This window comes from Microbacterium sp. GbtcB4 (assembly GCF_019091465.1).
GTDB lineage: Bacteria > Actinomycetota > Actinomycetes > Actinomycetales > Microbacteriaceae > Microbacterium > Microbacterium paraoxydans.
The window spans coordinates 106,011-123,093 of the sequence record NZ_JAGXJJ010000010.1; the positions used below are offsets into that span (position 1 = coordinate 106,011).

20 protein-coding genes and 1 pseudogene are annotated in these 17,083 nt (G+C 71.1%); 14 read left to right on the forward strand and 7 right to left on the reverse strand.

What is annotated here, in order from left to right; translation table 11 throughout:
- Positions 1–2: 2 nt before the first annotated feature.
- The gene (locus KVS71_RS15720) at positions 3–2,078 is read right to left on the reverse strand and encodes an ABC transporter ATP-binding protein (RefSeq protein ID WP_217584997.1); all 2,076 of its coding nucleotides are present in this window, start codon (positions 2,076–2,078) and stop codon (positions 3–5) included.
- 165 nt (positions 2,079–2,243) lie between these two features.
- On the opposite strand from KVS71_RS15720, the gene KVS71_RS15725 reads away from it, so the two are divergent.
- Positions 2,244–3,719 carry an MDR family MFS transporter gene (locus KVS71_RS15725; protein WP_217584982.1) on the forward strand — a complete coding sequence of 492 codons (1,476 nt, stop codon included), beginning with the start codon at positions 2,244–2,246 and terminating at the stop codon, positions 3,717–3,719.
- Positions 3,720–3,749: 30 nt separating this feature from the next.
- Here KVS71_RS15725 and KVS71_RS15730 read toward each other — a convergent pair whose 3' ends face one another.
- Positions 3,750–3,896 carry a hypothetical protein gene (locus KVS71_RS15730; protein WP_167627859.1) on the reverse strand — a complete coding sequence of 49 codons (147 nt, stop codon included), beginning with the start codon at positions 3,894–3,896 and terminating at the stop codon, positions 3,750–3,752.
- Between the two features lie 126 nt (positions 3,897–4,022).
- Here KVS71_RS15730 and KVS71_RS15735 point away from each other — a divergent pair, with 126 nt between their 5' ends.
- Complete coding sequence (locus tag KVS71_RS15735; protein WP_217584983.1) at positions 4,023–4,616, forward strand: carboxymuconolactone decarboxylase family protein; 594 nt, start codon at positions 4,023–4,025, stop codon at positions 4,614–4,616.
- Positions 4,617–4,639: 23 nt separating this feature from the next.
- The gene (locus tag KVS71_RS15740) at positions 4,640–5,224 is read left to right on the forward strand and encodes a 1-acyl-sn-glycerol-3-phosphate acyltransferase (protein WP_060921358.1); all 585 of its coding nucleotides are present in this window, start codon (positions 4,640–4,642) and stop codon (positions 5,222–5,224) included.
- A 4-nt stretch (positions 5,225–5,228) separates the two neighbouring features.
- Here the strand turns inward: KVS71_RS15740 and KVS71_RS15745 are convergent, their stop codons facing one another.
- Positions 5,229–5,432, reverse strand: coding sequence for a hypothetical protein (locus KVS71_RS15745; protein WP_025102919.1), 204 nt, complete (start codon positions 5,430–5,432; stop codon positions 5,229–5,231).
- Between the two features lie 81 nt (positions 5,433–5,513).
- Here KVS71_RS15745 and KVS71_RS15750 point away from each other — a divergent pair, with 81 nt between their 5' ends.
- Positions 5,514–6,059 carry a DUF6328 family protein gene (locus KVS71_RS15750; protein WP_105949495.1) on the forward strand — a complete coding sequence of 182 codons (546 nt, stop codon included), beginning with the start codon at positions 5,514–5,516 and terminating at the stop codon, positions 6,057–6,059.
- Positions 6,060–6,093: 34 nt separating this feature from the next.
- Here KVS71_RS15750 and KVS71_RS15755 read toward each other — a convergent pair whose 3' ends face one another.
- Positions 6,094–6,654 (reverse strand): Dps family protein, encoded by a 561-nt coding sequence (locus KVS71_RS15755; protein ID WP_060921360.1) that lies wholly within the window; start codon positions 6,652–6,654, stop codon positions 6,094–6,096.
- A gap of 119 nt (positions 6,655–6,773) precedes the next feature.
- Between KVS71_RS15755 and KVS71_RS15760 the strand changes: the two genes are divergently transcribed.
- The 3 genes from KVS71_RS15760 to KVS71_RS15770 all read left to right on the forward strand — a co-directional run bounded on the left by KVS71_RS15760 (position 6,774) and on the right by KVS71_RS15770 (position 8,458).
- On the forward strand, positions 6,774–7,265 hold the full coding sequence (locus tag KVS71_RS15760; protein ID WP_368874969.1) for a GNAT family N-acetyltransferase: 492 nt from the start codon (positions 6,774–6,776) through the stop codon (positions 7,263–7,265).
- Positions 7,266–7,373: 108 nt separating this feature from the next.
- Complete coding sequence (locus tag KVS71_RS15765; RefSeq protein ID WP_060921362.1) at positions 7,374–7,673, forward strand: hypothetical protein; 300 nt, start codon at positions 7,374–7,376, stop codon at positions 7,671–7,673.
- A 122-nt stretch (positions 7,674–7,795) separates the two neighbouring features.
- Entirely contained in the window at positions 7,796–8,458 is a 663-nt protein-coding gene (locus KVS71_RS15770) for a hypothetical protein (RefSeq protein WP_217584984.1), read from the forward strand.
- 15 nt (positions 8,459–8,473) lie between these two features.
- On the opposite strand, the gene KVS71_RS15775 is transcribed toward KVS71_RS15770, so the two are convergent.
- Together KVS71_RS15775 and KVS71_RS15780 are read right to left on the reverse strand one after the other, a co-directional pair.
- Positions 8,474–9,043: an alpha/beta hydrolase gene (locus tag KVS71_RS15775; RefSeq protein ID WP_217584985.1), complete on the reverse strand. Its 570-nt coding sequence runs from the start codon at positions 9,041–9,043 to the stop codon at positions 8,474–8,476.
- Between the two features lie 144 nt (positions 9,044–9,187).
- A complete protein-coding gene (locus tag KVS71_RS15780; protein ID WP_217584986.1) occupies positions 9,188–10,585 on the reverse strand; it encodes a M20/M25/M40 family metallo-hydrolase in 1,398 nt (465 codons plus the stop codon).
- Between the two features lie 194 nt (positions 10,586–10,779).
- Between KVS71_RS15780 and KVS71_RS15785 the strand changes: the two genes are divergently transcribed.
- The 6 genes from KVS71_RS15785 (at position 10,780) to KVS71_RS15810 (ending at position 16,335) form a co-directional block, all read left to right on the forward strand.
- Positions 10,780–11,661: a manganese catalase family protein gene (locus tag KVS71_RS15785; RefSeq protein ID WP_217584987.1), complete on the forward strand. Its 882-nt coding sequence runs from the start codon at positions 10,780–10,782 to the stop codon at positions 11,659–11,661.
- Between the two features lies 1 nt (position 11,662).
- Complete coding sequence (locus KVS71_RS15790) at positions 11,663–12,715, forward strand: SDR family oxidoreductase (RefSeq protein ID WP_217584988.1); 1,053 nt, start codon at positions 11,663–11,665, stop codon at positions 12,713–12,715.
- Positions 12,716–12,860: 145 nt separating this feature from the next.
- Positions 12,861–15,221, forward strand: coding sequence for a glycoside hydrolase family 65 protein (locus KVS71_RS15795; protein ID WP_083371039.1), 2,361 nt, complete (start codon positions 12,861–12,863; stop codon positions 15,219–15,221).
- Between the two features lie 84 nt (positions 15,222–15,305).
- Positions 15,306–15,563: a hypothetical protein gene (locus KVS71_RS15800; RefSeq protein WP_060923504.1), complete on the forward strand. Its 258-nt coding sequence runs from the start codon at positions 15,306–15,308 to the stop codon at positions 15,561–15,563.
- On the forward strand, positions 15,560–16,054 hold the full coding sequence (locus KVS71_RS15805; RefSeq protein ID WP_060923505.1) for a BLUF domain-containing protein: 495 nt from the start codon (positions 15,560–15,562) through the stop codon (positions 16,052–16,054). The genes KVS71_RS15800 and KVS71_RS15805 overlap by 4 nt, the downstream gene beginning before the upstream one ends.
- Positions 16,051–16,335: a hypothetical protein gene (locus KVS71_RS15810; RefSeq protein WP_217584989.1), complete on the forward strand. Its 285-nt coding sequence runs from the start codon at positions 16,051–16,053 to the stop codon at positions 16,333–16,335. The genes KVS71_RS15805 and KVS71_RS15810 overlap by 4 nt, the downstream gene beginning before the upstream one ends.
- Positions 16,336–16,346: 11 nt before the next feature.
- Here KVS71_RS15810 and KVS71_RS15815 read toward each other — a convergent pair whose 3' ends face one another.
- Positions 16,347–16,688: a hypothetical protein gene (locus tag KVS71_RS15815; protein WP_217584990.1), complete on the reverse strand. Its 342-nt coding sequence runs from the start codon at positions 16,686–16,688 to the stop codon at positions 16,347–16,349.
- Positions 16,689–16,817: 129 nt separating this feature from the next.
- Between KVS71_RS15815 and KVS71_RS15820 the strand changes: the two are divergent.
- Positions 16,818–17,083, forward strand: a pseudogene (locus KVS71_RS15820) (hypothetical protein); the annotation flags it as partial.

Genomic DNA, 17,083 nt, shown 5'->3' on the forward strand with positions numbered 1-17,083 from the left:
CGTCACCCGTCGGTCGGGCGCGGCCGCGCATCGGCACTCGATGCCGTCGGCAGCGGGACGCCCGTCGTCAGCGCCACGACGGCATCGGCTGCGGTGGAGTCCTCCGGCACACGGTCGGCACGGCGCGCGGCGAGACCAGCGTCGACGCCTTCTCCGACGCCCCCGCGGATCGCGGCCTCCTCCTCGGCCTCCGCTTCGATCTCGGCGTCCAGCACGCGCGACGCGGCCACCTGCTGCGCCGCCAGCTCGGCGTAGAGGCCGCCCTGCGCGAGGAGCTCGGCGTGGGTGCCGGACTCCACGATGCGCCCGGCCTCCAGCACATGGATGACGTCCGCCCCCATGACCGTCGACAGGCGGTGCGCGATCGACAGGGTGGTGCGCCCCTTCGCCGCCTCGTCGAGGGCCTCCTGCACCACGCGCTCGGACACGGTGTCCAGGGCGGAGGTCGCCTCGTCGAGCAGGAGCACCGGCGGGTCCTTCAGCAGCACGCGCGCGATGGCGATGCGCTGCTTCTCGCCACCGGAGAGCCGGTACCCGCGCTCCCCCACGACCGTGTCGTAGCCCTTCTCGAAGCCCGCGATGATGTGGTGGATGTTGGCCGCGGTGCAGGCGGCGACCAGCTCCTCGTCCGTCGCATCGGGCTTCGCGTAGCGGAGGTTCTCCCGGATCGTCGCGTGGAACAGGTAGGTCTCCTGGGAGACGATGCCCACATCGTCGATGATCGACTCCTGCGTGAGGGTGCGCACGTCCGCCCCCGCGAACAGCACCGCGCCGCCCTTGGCCTCGTACAGTCGAGGCGCGAGGTAGAGGATCGTGGTCTTGCCCGCGCCGGAGGGCCCGACGAAGGCGACGTGCTGCCCGGGCTCGGCCACGAAGGAGACCCCGTGCAGCGTGGGACGCGAATCGGCCGCGGCATCCGGATACCGGAACACGACGTCCTGGAACTCGATGCGTCCGCGCGGACCCGGCGCCTGCGCCACGGTGATCGCATCGGGGGCGTCGGTGATCTCGGGGACGAGGTCGAGGTACTCGAAGATGCGGGCGAACAGCGCGGACGAGGTCTGCAGGTCGAGCGAGACCCGCATGAGCCCCATGAGCGGCATGAGCAGCCGCGCCTGGACCGTCGTGAAGGCCACGATCGTCCCCGCGGTGATCGCTCCCGTCCCGCCCGCGATGAGGTATCCGGAGACGAGGTAGATGACGGCGGGGACGCTCGCCATGATGACCTGGACGACCGCGAAGAAGCCCTGACCGCTCATGGCCCGGCGCACCTGGAGGCGCACCTGGTTGCGGTTCTCCTGCTGGTAGCGCTCGGACTCGGTGCGCTGGCGGTTGAACGCCTTGGACAGCAGCATGCCCGAGACGCTCAGGGTCTCCTGGGTGATCGAGGTCAGCTCGGACAGCGACTCCTGGGTCTCCCCCGCGATGCGTGCCCGCACCTGTCCCACGCGTCGCTGCACGAGCACGAGGAACGGCATGAGCACGACGGCGATGAGGGTCAGGCGCCAGTCGATGAGGATCATCGCCACGAGCGAGGCGATCACCGTGACGGCGTTGCCGAGGATGCTGGTGACGGTGTTCGTCAGCACGCCGGAGACGCCGCCGACGTCGTTCTGCAGCCGGGACTGGATCACGCCGGTCTTCGTGCGGGTGAAGAAGCCGAGCTCCATGGCCTGCAGGTGCTCGAACAGCCGCACCCGGAGATCGCCCGTGACGCTGTTGCCGACCGTCGCCGTGAGCCAGGTCTGTGCGACTCCGAGGACCGCCGAGAAGAGGAAGAGGCCGACCATCGCGCCGACGAGCACGCCGAGCAGCGAGAGGTGGGGGCCGCCGCCGTCGACGGGGAACAGCGCGTCGTCGAAGATGCGCTGCACGAGGAGCGGCGGGATGACCGCGATGCCGGCGCCGAGCACCACGAGGACACCGGTGAAGAGGATGCGCCACCGGTAGGCGCTGAACAGGGCGACGACCCGGGTGCCGAGGCCGTCGATCTTCGGAGCCTCCGCATTGAGCCGACGCTGGGCGTCCTCGTCCACGCCGCGGAAACCGCCCCGCGGACCACCGCCCATCCCGCCCATGCTCATGGCGCCAGCGTAGTCACCCCCGAGGACACGGGCTCCGTTCCCGCGGCGTTCAGCGATATCCCAGATTTCGGAATGAAATGTCCGCCCGACCCGTTACGCTGAATGACTCTCGCGAACTCTCGCACCTCCCTCTTCTCTCCGATGCCCTGGAGGCCGCCCATGTCTGCCGTCGATACCGGCTCCATCACGACGCCCCCCGCATCGAGCGGGGGCATCCCCCGCAAGGACATGCGGGTCATCTGGCTGCTGCTCGTCGCCGCCTTCGTCGCCATCCTCAACGAGACGACGATGGGCATCGCGATCCCGCACCTGAACACCGATCTCGGCATCCCGCCCGAGCTCGGGCAGTGGCTGACGAGCGCGTTCATGCTCACCATGGCGGTGGTCATCCCGACCACCGGCTTCATCCTGCAGCGCTTCACGACGCGGCAGGTCTTCATCGCCGCGATGACGGCCTTCTCGCTCGGCACGCTCGTGGCGCTCGTGGCGCCCGGCTTCTCCGTGCTGCTCGTGGGCCGCGTGATCCAGGCGGCGGGCACCGGCATCATGATGCCGCTGCTGATGACGACGATCATGAACGTCGTGCCGGCGCAGTCGCGCGGCCGCATGATGGGTCGCGTCGGCCTCGTCATCTCGCTCGCGCCCGCCATCGGCCCGACGCTCGCGGGCGCCGTGCTCGACGCGTTCAACTGGCGTGCGCTGTTCGCGATCGTGCTGCCCATCGCCCTGATCTCGCTCGGCATGGGTGCGAAGTGGATGACGAACCTCGGCGAGACCCGCAAGGCTCCGCTCGACGTGCTGTCCATCCCGCTCGCGGCGCTGGGTTTCGGCGGCATCGTCTTCGGCCTCAGCCAGTTCGGCGGCGAAGGCGGTGCGGGCGGCACGACCGGCGTCATCGCCCTGGTCGTCGGCGCCGTCTCGCTCGCCCTCTTCGTCTGGCGCCAGCTCGTGCTGCAGCGGGTGGACGACGCGCTGCTCGACCTGCGCGTGTTCCGTTCGGCGAACTTCTCGCTGGCCGTCATCATCATGACGATCCTGGCCCTGTCGATGTTCGGCACGCTCACGCTGCTGCCGCAGTACCTGCAGAACGTCGCCGGACTCAGCGCTCTGGAGTCGGGCCTCATCCTGCTCCCCGGTTCGGTGCTGATGGGCCTCCTCGGACCGATCATGGGTCGTGTGTACGACGCGAAGGGCACCCGACCGCTGCTCATCCCCGGCACGATCCTCGTCTCGGCCTCGCTCTTCTTCTACTCGACGGTCGGCGAGCACACCGTGTGGTGGCTGCTGATCGTCGTGCAGGCGGCCATGTCGGTCGGCCTCGCGATGTCGTTCACGCCGCTGTTCTCCTCGTCGCTGGGGTCGCTGCACCGCTCGCTGTACTCGCACGGCTCCGCGGTGCTGAACACGCTGCAGCAGGTCGGCGGCGCGGCCGGTGTCGCGCTGCTCACGGTCACGTACTCGGCCATCCTGCACGCCGGCGAGGATGAGGGCCTGTCGCGGGCGGTGGCGGGTGCCCCCGGTGCGCGGACGGCGTTCCTCATCGCGGCGATCATCTCGCTCGCGGCGGTCGCGCTCAGCCCGCTGGTGCGCAAGCCCGCCGACGACATCGGCGATGCGGCGCACGGCGGTCACTGACCGCGCAGAGACACCGACGGCGTCTGCTGCTCACCGCTCCTTGGGGGCGGGGATGTGGCAGACGCCGTTGCTGCAGTAGCCGGCGGCATCGCCGTCGAGCAGCTCGATCGCACCCGGCAGCGGCTGCAGCCCGAGCGGCGCGTCCTGCCCGGTGTTCTCCTGCTTCGATTCGGTCATCCCTCGATCGTACGCCTGCCAGGAGCACCGGGCGCCGCACGCTCTTCTCTCCGACCCGAGAGCGGCGTATCGTTCCCGGCGAGGGGGTGCGCACCCTCGCCGCGCCCCCGGAGCCGAGGAGGCGCCATGATCATCCACCCTCCCGAGCGGGCCACCGCGACCGGCCACGTCGCCGCGATGTACGAGAGCGACCTCGCCGACGACGGCATCGTGTTCGCACACACCAGGGCCATGGCCGTGAACCCCGAAGCCCACGCCGCGTTCGAGGCGCTCGTCCGTGCGGTCGTCCCGTCGATCGGCGTCCGCGTGTACGAGGCCGCGACCCTCGGGGCGGCGCGGGCCCTCGGATCCGCGCACTGTCTGCTCGCCCACGGCCGCCGCTCCCTCCGCGCCGGAGTCGTCGACGAGGAAGGACTCGCCGCCTTCGCCGCCGGAGACGACAGCGGTTTCACGGATCAGGAGCAGGTCGTGATCCGCTTCGCCGCACGCCTGTCGACCGATCCGTCGGCGATGACCGATGCGGAGACGCAGGAGCTGCGCGAGGCCGGGTTCAGCGACCGGCAGATCGTGGACATCACCCTGGCGGCGGCGGCGCGCAACTACTTCAGCAGGGCACTGCTCGCGCTCGCCGTCCCCGTCGAGGACGTCCGCGGGCTGGATCCCGCACTCGCCGCGGCGCTCACGCACGCCTCCGCGACCGGCCCGCCAGGCGATCGATAGGCCGCTCCCCTTAATCTGGACGGATGCTCCGACGATTCCTCGCCCGCGTGTACTGGGCCGTCAGCCGGTGGACCCTCGTCGCCGACGCCGCCCCCACGCGTCCGACCGTCCTGATCGGCGCCCCGCACACCTCGAACTGGGACTTCGTGCTCATGCTCGCGATCGCCTGGCGGCTGGGCATCGAGGTCCACTGGCTGGGTAAGAAGAGCCTGTTCCGCGGCTGGCGCGGCCCGATCATGCGCGGCCTCGGCGGCATCGCCGTCGACCGGGCGGATCCGGCGCGCATCGTCGGCGAGGTCGTGGAGCAGGTGCACGCCGGGACCGTGTTCGGCCTCGTCGTCACCCCCGACGGCACCCGCGGCGGCAACGAGTACTGGAAGAGCGGCTTCTACCGGATCGCGCGTGCCACCGGCATGCCGGTCACCCTCGGCTTCGTCGACCGCCACACCATGACGACCGGCCTCGGGCCGACGATCGACCTCACGGGAGACGTGGCCGCCGACATGGACCGGATCCGCGCGTTCTACGCCGACAAGCACGGCGTGCGTCCGGAGCGCCGCACGGAGCCGCGGCTGCGCGAGGAGACGGCCGAGCGGCCGGAGGGCTGACGCCTCACTCCTCTGCGGGCGCGTGGTCTCGGGCATACGCGAGGTCGTCGTCGGACAGCGACTCGATCATCCCGACCACCGCTCCGGTGATCTCCCGGATCTCCTCGCGGACGTCCTCATCGAGGTGCCGCGAGCCGCTGCCGATGACCGCTCGGCGCGCCTCGTCGGACAGCTCCGGCCACCATTCGTCGATCGGGGGCAGCGTCATCCGGGGTCCTTTCCTGAGGCCTGTCCGCCGGGCCGCGCAAGGTCCTGGACAGCGGCGGATCGTGCCCACGAGACTATCGCCATGAGAGCAGAACCCCGTGGCGACGCGGACGAGCGCGACGACCGCGATGACGGTCGCGACGAGACCCCGAATGAGCGCGCGGACCGCAACTGGGAGGAGCTGCTGCAGGAGCTGCGGGTCATGCAGACCGGCACGCAGATCCTCACCGGCTTCCTCCTGGCGGTCGCGTTCCAGCCGCGCTTCACCGATATGGACGAGTTCCAGCGCGACCTGTACGTCGTGCTCGTGGCCCTCGCCGCTCTCGCGACGATCCTCGCCCTCGCCCCCGTCGGCATCCACCGGGCTCTGTTCGGCAGCCGGCTGAAGCCCGAGCTCGTCCGGACGGCGGCGCGGTTGGTGAAGATCGATCTGTTCGTGATCGGCGCCCTCACGATCGGCGTCACGACCCTCATCGTCGACTTCACGGTCAGCCGGACCGCCGGGATCGTCGCGCTCATCGCGTCCCTCGTGCTCGTCGTCGGACTGTGGATGGCGCTGCCCGGCCTGCTGCGGCGCGCCCGATCCCGGGCGCGGTCACACGACGGACCGCCGCCCCCGGCGGCGTGAGCGCGACGAGGGCGGCGGTCCGACAGCGGGTCGATCAGCGACCGGCAGGGCTGCGGTTCTCCGCGCTCACCATCCAGGCGAACTGCTCCAGCCGCTCGATGACGGCATGCAGCAGATCGGCGGACGTCGGGTCCTCTTCGTCGACGGCGTCGTGCACGTCGCGCATCGTCCCGACCGCGGCCTCGAGGCGCGCGGTGACGAGGTCGATGGTCTCCGTCGTGGACACCTCGCCGGTGGGGAACTCCGGCAGCGTGGTCGTCTTCGCGATCGTGGCGCTGCGGCCGTCGGGGACGGCGTGCAGCGCGCGCATGCGCTCCGCGATGGTGTCGCTGAACGTCCGGGCGTCCTCGATGATCTCGTCGAGCTGACGGTGGGTGTCGCGGAAGTTGCGTCCGACGACGTTCCAGTGCGCCTGCTTGCCCTGCAGCGAGAGTTCGAGCAGATCGACGAGCACGGCCTGCAGGTTCGCCGCGAGGGTCGGGGATGCCGTGAACCCCTTCTCCGCGTTCTGCTGGCGGGTGGTCTTGACGCCCGCCTTCGCCGCCCCGTTCTTGCTGCTGGAGCTGCCGGACTTCTTGGTCTTCGTGTCTGCCATGGTGTGACCTCCTCCCGGCACGGTAGCCCGCCGCGCGGCCCGTTCCGAGGGGGTTGACACCCGCCGGTCGCACCCCTGAACGTGAGGAAGGCGACAGGGCCATCGAGAGAGGCGGAACAGTGGGAACAGCAGCAGCACAGGAGGATCGACCCGAGGTGGTGGTCGCCCCTCTGACCGCGGCGGATGCCGGCGAGGTGCTCACGATCCAGCGGGCGGCCTTCGTGTCGGAGGCGGCGATCTACGGGAGCGTCGACATGCCGCCCCTGACCCAGACGCTCGCCGAGATGGAGGCCGAGCTCACCTCGGAGCGCGGCCTGGGTGCCCGGATCGACGGCCGCCTGGTCGGAGCCATCCGGTTCGTCGAGGACGACGACCTGCTCCTGATCGGACGGATCGCGATCGCTCCCGACATGCAGGGCGAGGGCATCGGCCGGAAGCTCCTCGAGGCGGCGGAGCAGGCCTCCGACGCCCGCGAGGCCGAGCTCTTCACCGGAAGCCTCAGCGAAGCGAACATCCGGCTGTACGAGTCCTGCGGCTACGAGGAGCGCGAACGGGTGCCGCAGGGCGACGGCACCGCCCAGGTGTTCCTGCGCAAGCGGCTGCGAGGTTAAGGGCAGCGCCCCCGTCTGCGCAAGGGGGTCGAGGGGATCCGGGGCGATGGGGAATCGTAGCCGGGACATGTCGCGACCGCGTCATGCCCCAACCGGAAAGGAGAGCTCGTGCTCACCCTCACCGACAACGCCACCGCCATCGTGTCGACCCTCGTGAGTCGGCAGAACGACGCGCCGGCCGCCGGGCTGCGCATCCACACCGCCGAGGCGCAGGACGACACGGGCGCGGCCCGTCTCGCCGTCGCCGTGACCGCCGATCCGGAGCCCGCCGACCAGGTCGTCGAGCTTTCGGGCACGCGCCTGTTCCTCGACGAGGCCGCCGCCTCCGCGCTCGACGACAAGGTCCTCGACGCGGGCGTGGACGACGAGGGCTCCGTGTCCTTCGCCGTGCTCCCTCAGGTCGCCTGAGACCTCAGACTTCGGACGCCGCGGCCGCCTCGGCCGCGGCGTCCGTCCGTCTCCGAGCACGGTCCGATAACGAGAACCGCGCCACCTTCGGCGGCGGCCCCGAGCGCTCTAGCATCGGGACCATGCGACGACCCTTTTCCCTCCTTCTCGCCCTCGCCGCCACCGCGCTCGCCGTGACGGCCTGCGCTCCCGCGACCTCAGCCGAGCCGTCCGCGTCCCCTCGTCCCTCGGAGGTCTCCAGCCCGTCGCCGACGCCGACGGAGACCACCTCCGCGCACATCGTCGTGTCGCTGGACGGTCTGACGGTCACCGGCGCGGAAGAGCGGAGCGCTGACTACACGGATTCCGCCGCCCTCCTCGAGCTCCTCCAGGAGGTCACCGGCGAGCTTCCCGAGCCGGAGGGCGTGGAGATCTTCCCCGGCGAGGCCTCCACGCTGGAGGCGTACGACTGGGAGGGGCTGCGCGTCCTGGCCGACAGCACGGGCGAGGCCCCGGCCAGCGTCTCCGTCACCGCCGCCGAGGTCGCGGGCCTCCCGATCGCCACCGAGGACGGATTCCGCGTCGGCAGCACCCGCGCCGAGCTCCGCGCCGCCGATGCCTGGGCGCTGACGGATGCGGAGGACCCGGAGACCGCGAGCGAGCTCGGGCTCGGCGGGCGCGAGGTCCCGGACACCGAGTCCCTGACCCGCCCGGGCTCCACCGGGATCATCTACACGATGTTCGTGCTCGACGGCGACACCGTCACGCAGATCATGGTCCCCGCGAACGACTTCAGCGACCTCTGACCCGCGGCGTCACCCTCAGTCCCAGTCCAGGTACTCCTCGAGCACGACGGCCGTCTCGATGGGGTGCGTCATCGGGAAGAGGTGATCCCCGCCCTCGACGACCTTGATGCTGGCGCGCTCCGGAGCCGTGGCGCGCAGGCTCTCGGCGTTCGCGGGCGGGGTGACCTCGTCGGCCGTCCCCTGGATCAGCAGCACCGGGATCACCGGGGCGAGGGGCGTCTCCACCTCTTCCACGCCGAGGAGTGCGAGACCGTTCACGCGCTCCGGATGAGCCAGCGCGAACGACCGCGCGATCGTGCCGCCGAAGCCGTGTCCGCCGATCCACGTGTCGCCGAGGCCGATGTGGTCGATGACGGCGAGCGCGTCCGCGACGCGGTCCTCGATCGACGTGTCGGCGTCATCCGCGCGATGGCCGATCCGCACGACGTGGAATCCGGCCTCCTCGGCCAGGTAGTGACCGACCACACCGAGCACGTCGGCGGCCAGGCCACGCTCCTGGATGAGCACGAGCTTGACCGGCCCGTCGCCCTCGTCGACGAACGGGATGGCGCGGCCCTCGGGCTCGAAGGTCTGGGTGTCGGTCATCGGCGTCGTTCTCCTCAAGCCGTCGGTGTCAGGTTCGCAGGCGTCGTCCGCGCCGGGCTCCTGCGACCGGGCACCGGGCGGGGGCGCCTGCGTCCAGCGTAGCCCGCCGGGGGACGAGCCTCCTCCTCGCATCCCCCGGCGGAGTCATGAGGCGGCGGCGAGCTCGCGCCACAGATGCGCGAGGGTCGCGGCGCCGCGGACGAGCATGCGCAGATCGATGCTCTCGTCGCTCGCATGCCAGTGGTCCTCGGGCAGCCCCGTTCCGAGGAATACGACCGGGGCGTCGAGTTCCCGGGACAGCAGCTCGGCCGGCCCTCCCCCGGCATTGCCCATCCGCCCCTGGATCGGCCGGCCGTGCCCGAGGGCGAGAGCGCGCTCCAGCGCATCCCGATACGGCCCCGGAGGAGAGACATACGGCTCCTGCGCGATGTCCTCGTCGAGCTCCAGACGGTACGTCGCCTCCCGGGGCATGACGTCGGCGATGAAGGCGCGGAGCGCGTCAGCGACGTCATGGTTGCGCTGGTCGGCGACGGTCCGGATGCTCAGCGAGGCCCTGGCCTCCCGCGGGATGACGGAGCGCTCGATACCCTCCGGGTCACCGGCGAGCAGCGAGATCACCTCGATGGCCGGGCGCCCCCACAGGCGCTCCTTCGGGGTGAACCCCTTCTCCCCCACGATGACCCTGGTCTCGGTACGCCGCGTCCAGTCGTCCGGGTCGAACGGCAGCGCGTCGAGCTCCGCGGCCCGCTCGTCGCTGAGCGGGGCCACGCCGTCATGGAAGCCGGGGATCGCGATGCCTCCGTCCTCGTCGTGCAGCTGCGCGAGCACCCGGGACAGGACGAGGGCCGGATTCACGGTCACGCCGGAGGCGGCGCCGCTGTGCACGTCCCGGTCGGGCCCCTGCACCGTGAGCGTCGCGGTCAGCGTCCCGCGCATCGAGGTCACCGGAGCCGGGGAGTCGACCTCCCACTGCAGGGTGTCCGAGAAGACCACGAGGTCGCACGCGAACCGATCGGGGTCGGCCTCCAGGAGGTTCTTGAGGTGCGGGGAGCCGATCTCCTCCTCACCGTCGACGAGCAGCTTGAGATGCACCCCCGCATCGGGGCCGTCCACGGCGGCGAGCGCCCGCTGGGCCCAGACGTGCGCGAGCGCCTGACCCTTCGCGTCCGACGCCCCGCGCCCGTAGAGCCGTCCTTCTCGGAGCACCGGCATGAACGGCGCGGTCTCGCTCCACTCCTCCGGCTTGGCGTGACGGACGTCGTGGTGGGTGTAGACGAGCACGGTGGGCGCCCCGGGCGCGCCCTCCCGCTCGGCGAACACGGTCACCGCATCGCCCGCGGGGAGCAGCGTCGTCGTGAAGCCCGCGTCCCGCAGTTCCGCGGCGATCCAATGGGCCGACCGCACGCCGTCGATGCGACGCTCGGGGTCCGCCGACACGGAAGGGATCTCGACCCAGGCGGAGAGTCGGTGGACCATCTCGTCCCGACGGGCTTCGAGGAACGCGCCGATCGCGTCGTCCGCGGCTGCCGTCTGATCCCCCATGCCCACAGCATGCCCGGGGGGACGCCGAGGAGGGCGGGGGTTGACGGCGCTGCCGCCGACCGGCTAACACCGGCGCGGCACCTCACGTGCCGAGTGTGATTGTCCCAGGCGACTCCGGGTTTGGAAAGGCCCTGAGTGGATCGGCCGACCGGGCGTTGCATGGCCAGCCCATCCCCAGAAGAGAGAGGCTCGATATGTTCTTCCATCGACAGGAGCTCCAATTCTCCGCGACGCCCGAGGCCCCGGACGCCGTGTACGCCCGCAAGCTGCAGGAGGTCCTCGGCGGGCAGTACGGCGAGATCACCGTCGCCCTGCAGTACCAGTTCCAGGCGTGGAACATGCACATCCCCGGCAAGTACCGCGACCTCGTCTTCGGCATCGGGGCCGAGGAGATGGGCCACGTCGAGATGCTCGCGGTCATGATCGCGCAGCTCCTCGAGAAGTCCCCGCTCGGCATCACGGAGGATGCCGTGCAGGACGACCCGACGGTCGCGGCGATCGTCGGCGGCACGGACGTGCAGCAGGGCATCGTCGCCGGTGCCGGCGCCCGCCCGGTGGACAGCAACGGCAACCCGTGGCAGGGCTCGTACATCACCGCGAGCGGCAACCTCCTCGCCGACTTCATGGCCAATGCGAACGCCGAGATGCAGGGCAGGGTGCAGGTCGCCCGGCTCTACCACATGACCGACGACCATGGCGTGCGCGATCTGCTGAGCTTCCTGCTGGCGCGCGACACCATGCACCAGAACCAGTGGCTCGCCGCCGCGGAGGAGCTCAAGGTCGAGGGCGCCGAGAAGCTGCCCGTGCCCAGCAACTTCCCGCTGTCCAAGGAGCACCGCGACGTGTCGTACCAGTACCTCAACTTCAGTGACGGCCCTGCCGCCGCGGAGGGAACGTGGGCATCCGGACCGACGCCGGACGGATACGGCGAGTTCAGCTACCACGAGGGCCCCACGACCACGGCCGAGATGCCCCCGCCCACCCACCCCGACTCGCGCTTCTACGGCACGACCGAGCTGCCGAACGTCGTGGAGAAGGTGGCCGGCGCCGCGCAGGACGCGCTCCACAAGGAGTGAGATGCCGCCATCGTTCTCGCGGAAGGGGCGGTCGCCGCGCATACGCGCACGGCGGCCGCCCCTCGACGCCCAGGTGGTCGTCGTCAACGGCGGCTCCCGCGGCATCGGCCGGGAGGCGGCCCTCGGCTTCGCGCGAGCGGGGGCATCCGTCGTCCTGCTCGCCCGCGGTGGGCAGGCGCTGACCGAGACGGTCGAGGAGATCGCCGCGGAAGGCGGGGACGTCCGCGGGATCGTGTGCGACGTCTCCGACCGCCGGGCGGTGCAGGACGCGGTCGACCAGATCACGCACGCGTTCGGCCGGATCGACACCTGGGTCGGCAACGCGGGTGTGCTCCTCTACGCCCCGGTCGCCGACACCTCGCCGGAGGAGTTCCGTCGCGTCCTCGACATCAACGTCATCGGACAGCTCAACGGCGTCCAGGCGGCGCTGCCGGCGCTCCGGCGCTCGGGAGGGACGATCATCGTCGTGAGCTCGGCCGAGGCCGTGGTGGCGATGCCGTGGCACGGCGCGTATGCCGCCTCCAAGCACGCGCTGGAAGGAGCGATCGACGCGCTGCGCCGTGAACTGCGTGCCGAGCGCGCGCCGGTCACGATCACGGTGGTCCGACCCGCCGTCATCGACACACCGATCTACCGTCATGCCCGCAGCCGGATGGCGTTTCGGCCGAGCGGGCCGCATCCGCATTACCGTCCGCGGTCCGTGGCACGAGCGATCCTCCATGCCGCCGCGCATCCCGCACGCACCATCCACGTCGGTGGCGGCGCCCTGCTGCTCACCGGGGTCCAGCGTGTCATGCCGGGCGTGCTCGATGCCGCCCTCGGCCGGTTCGGGCCGCGGATGATGCACACAGCCGACGCCGCTCCGGCGCAGTTCGGGAACCTCGTCGGTCCGCTCCGCGACACCGAGCAGCGCGGCGGGCTGCCGCACCGCGGACGCGGCAGCGTCAGCACCTGGCTGCGGGTGCACCCGGGGTGGCGGACCGCAGCGGTCGTCGGCCTCCTCGGCGCGGTGCTCGCGCCCTGGCGCCGCTCGCGTCGCCGACCGCCTACCTGACCGGGTCGACGCGGCGCAACTCCCTCGTGCCGGTGCATCGGCGCGGATACCGTCGAGGCACACGGTCTCCGGCAGAAGGGAACTCCATGCTTTTCGGCATCCTCAGCTCCTCCTCGGACAGAAGCCTCGGGGCCGGGGCGCGCCGATGACGGCGCGCTTCACGGTCGAGCCGTGGGCGGTCGGCATCGAGAGCGTCGACGCGGCCCATCTCGCGCAGGAGGAGTCCGTCTTCGGTCTCTCCAACGGCCACATCGGCTGGCGGGGCAATCTCGATGAGGGCGATCCGCGGGGTGTCGCCGGCAGCTACCTCAACGGCGTGTTCGAGGAACATCCGATGCCGCATGCCGAGGACGGCTACGGGTACCCCGAGACCGGCCAGACGGTGATCAACGTGCCGAACGGGCAGCTCATCCGCCTGCTGGTCGGCGACGAGCCGTTCGACGTCGAGCATGGGACGGTCCACGCCCACGCCCGCCGCCTCGACCTTCGCGAAGGCACGCTGCACCGGGAGGTCGACTGGGAGTCCGCGGAGGGGCGTCGGGTGCACATCGCCACGACCCGTCTGGTCTCTCTCGAGCACCGGTCGTTGGCCGCCGTGCGCTACCGGGTGCAGGCGCTCGACGCCCCGCTCGCGATCACCGTGCTGTCCGAGGTGCTCGCGAACGAGCCGCTGCCCGTGACCCATGACGATCCGCGGGTGCAGGAACTCCTCGCCCGTCCGCTGGAGACCGTCGCGGCATCGGAGCGCGGCGCGCGGAGCACGCTGCTGCACCGCACCCGCCGCAGCGGTCTGCATGTGGCGGTGAGCACGGACCATCTCGTGCAGGCTTCCGGGCAGGGCGCTCCTGAGGTGACGACCGAGGTCGACGACGACTTGTCGCGAACCCGCATCCGCGTCGACCTCGCCCCCGGCGAGGAGCTCGAGGTCGTCAAACTCGTCGGACACGAGTGGTCGGCATCCCTCGCACCGCAGACGCTGCGTGACCGCGCGGAGGAGGCCGTGGAGGAAGCGGCTCGCCTGGGGTGGGACGCGCTCGTTGCGGGACAGCGTGCCGTCCTCGATCGGTACTGGGAGTGCGGCGACGTCCGTATCGACGGCGATGCGCGGCTGCAGCAGGCCGTCCGCTTCGCTTTGTTCCAGGTCTTCCAGGCATCGGCGAGAGCCGAATCCCGCTCCGTACCGGGGAAGGGCCTGACGGGTTCCGGCTACGAGGGCCACACGTTCTGGGACTTCGAGGCGTTCGTGCTCCCCGTGCTCACCTCGACCGCTCCCGATGCCGCGCTCCAGGCACTGCGGTGGCGTCACGCGACGCTGGATCACGCCAGGGAGCGGGCGCGCACGCTCGGCCTGCGCGGCGCGTCCTTCGCCTGGCGCACGATCGACGGACGCGAGAGCTCCGGATACTGGCCCGCGAGTACGGCCGCCTTCCACATCAACGCCGCCGTCGCGGGCGCCGTGATGCACTACGTCCGCACGACGGGCGACCGCGACTTCGAGAGGGAGGCGGGAACCGAGATCCTCGTCGAGACGGCTCGTCTGTGGGCGTCCCTCGGGCGGTGGGACGAGACCGGCGGCTTCCACATCGATGGTGTCACCGGTCCGGACGAGTACACCGCCGTGGTCGACGACAACGTCTACACCAACCTCTCCGCGCGCCGGAACCTCCGCGGCGCGGCGGCGGCCGCGCGACGACACCCGGACGTCGCCGCCCATCTCGGTGCGGACGACGAGGAGATCGCCGAGTGGGAGTCCGCTGCCGATGCCATGACCGTCCTCTACGACAAGGAGCGGCAGGTGCACTCCCAGTCGGCGGGGTTCACCGCGCACGCCCGCTGGGACTTCGACGCCACCGGCCCCGACGAGTATCCGCTGCACAGTCACTTCCCCTACTTCGACCTCTATCGCAAGCAGGTGCTGAAGCAGGCCGACCTCGTTCTGGCGCTCTACACCTCTCACGAGGAGTTCACCTGGGAGGAGAAGGCGCGGGCGTTCGCCTACTACGACGCCCTCACCGTGCGCGACTCGTCCCTCTCCGCGGCGGCGCAGGCCGTGATCGCCGCCGAGGTCGGTCACCTCGAGCTGGCATCGGCGTACCTCGCGGAGCTCGCGGCCCTCGATCTGGACGACCTCCACGGCAACACGGACGAGGGACTGCACATCGCGGCCCTCGCCGGCATCTGGACGGGAGTCACGGCCGGCTACGGAGGCATGCGGGAGGGAGACGACGGCCTGTCCTTCCGGCCCCAGCTCCCGGACGGGGTGACCCGTCTCGCGTTCGGGGTGCGGCTGCACGGGTGCATCCTGCACGTCGACATCACGCCGGCGGAGACGACCTACCGGCTGAGCGCCGGCGAACCGGTGACGATCCGGCACGCCGGCGAGGAGCTCGTCCTGCATGCCGGCGTTCCGTCGAGCCTGCCGACGCCGGACCGCGTCGAGCCGCTCACCCCGGCCCCGGTGCCGCCGCGCTGGCGGGAGCCGGGACGACCGCGCGCCGGCGACTGAGGCGGCGTTCGGTGCGTGTGCCATATCGAGGCGGGTCAGCGCAAGGCCCGAGGCGATGTCGGCCGCCCGCCGTAGGGTGGAGCCGTGCCTGATTCCCCCCACCCCGCATCGGATGTCCTTTGGGCGTGCGTCGAGGACGGCTTCCATGTCGGAAGCCGCGGCGGAGACTTCCTCGGCTACGTCGACCGTCAGCCCGACGGCCGCTTCGCCGCGTTCTCCGCGTCCGCGCAGCCGCTCGGTCTGCACGCCACGCTGAGCGACGCGACCACCGAGGTCGTCGCCCACGCCGGCCCCTCGGAGGGCGATGCCGCCCTCGGCACCCCGGAGCTGGTGCAGGGGTGACGGCGGCCAGGGCCGACGGGCTGCTCCGCCTCGTCTACACCAGCACGGCGGCACAGCCGTTCCGTGAGACCGCTCTGGAGCAGCTCCTCGAGCAGTGCCGCCGGTCGAACGCGGCGCGCGACATCACGGGCCTCCTCCTCTTCCGCGACGGGCGCTTCCTCCAGATCCTCGAAGGACCGGTCGAGGCCGTGCGCCGACTCGTCGACTCGATCGCCGACGATCCACGACACCGCGCGATGCGCATCCTGCTGGAGACGCCGATCACCGCCCGGCTCTTCTCCGACTGGTCGATGGGCTACCGGTCGTTCCGTACGGGGAGCACCGCCGCCCCCACGGGCTTCCGCGACTCCTTCGACGACCTCGTCGACGGCGCGGACACCTCCACCATGGAGCGCGCCCTGTTCGAGCTCACCCTGTGGTTCCGCACCCGCTCCGGCGCTGCGGTCCCGGTTCCGGCCGCGAGCGGCGCGGGTACCTCGCTCCGGGTATGAGCGAGCCCGCGGGCGGACCTGAGCCGTCGCTCATCCAGCAGCGCATGGCACTGGAACGGCGGCGGAACTGGGGCGTCTACGCGATCGTGTTCTCCTCGGTGATGACGGTGGGCTGGACGGTCGCGTTCCTCCTCGATGCGCCCGCCGGGTTGTGGCGCGTTCTCAGCATCATCGTGTTCGCCGCCGGGATCGTCGTCGGTATCGTCGAGACCCGCCGCGCCAGGCGCGCGCTCCGTGCGTTCGAGGATCGCCACGGGCCGGACGCGGGTGTACGGCGCTGAGCCGTCGCACGTCAGCGACCGAGACCGATGCTGAAGCCGCCCGAGAACAGCACCGCGCCGAGGCCCACGACGGCCATGCCGACCAGGAGCACCCACGCGACAGCGCGGACTCCGCTCCGCCCGTGGCGCGATCCGGACGTGAGAAGCAGGACGACCGTCGGCACGAGCAACAGCCCGCCGAAGAGCAGGGCCGGGGCGACACGGACGTCCGGCGTGGGGCAGGGGAACGCGAGGGCGCACACGGTCGGCACTCCCTGAGCCAGCCAGAGGAGCAGCCATGTCACGAGCACGACGACGACCGCCGGCAGGGCTCTCCTCAGGAGCCGCGGTCGACTCGTCTCTGCCTGCTGCATCCCACCACTCTCCCAGGCGAACCGAGTGGGATCCAGACCTCGCTCCGGCCGCGGGTTCGGCGAGCTTCACGAGCCTCGTGCGCTGGGCGATAGCATGGCGCCCGGCACCCCAGGCCTGAAGGAGCACCCATGCCCGAAAGCACTCAAGTGAACGCACAGATACGCCGCCAAGTCGCGGACGAGCTGGGCCTTTACGTCTACATGCTCGTCGATCCGGAGTCCGGCGTTCCGTTCTACGTCGGAAAAGGGCGTGGGGAGCGCTACAGCACCCATGGGACGGACGCGATGCTCGCCGCGGACCTGGATCCTGACGCGACAAGCGAGAAGATCAGGAGAATCCGAGCGATACGTGAGGCCGGCCACGAACCCGAGATCTGGATCGTCCGTCATGGGAT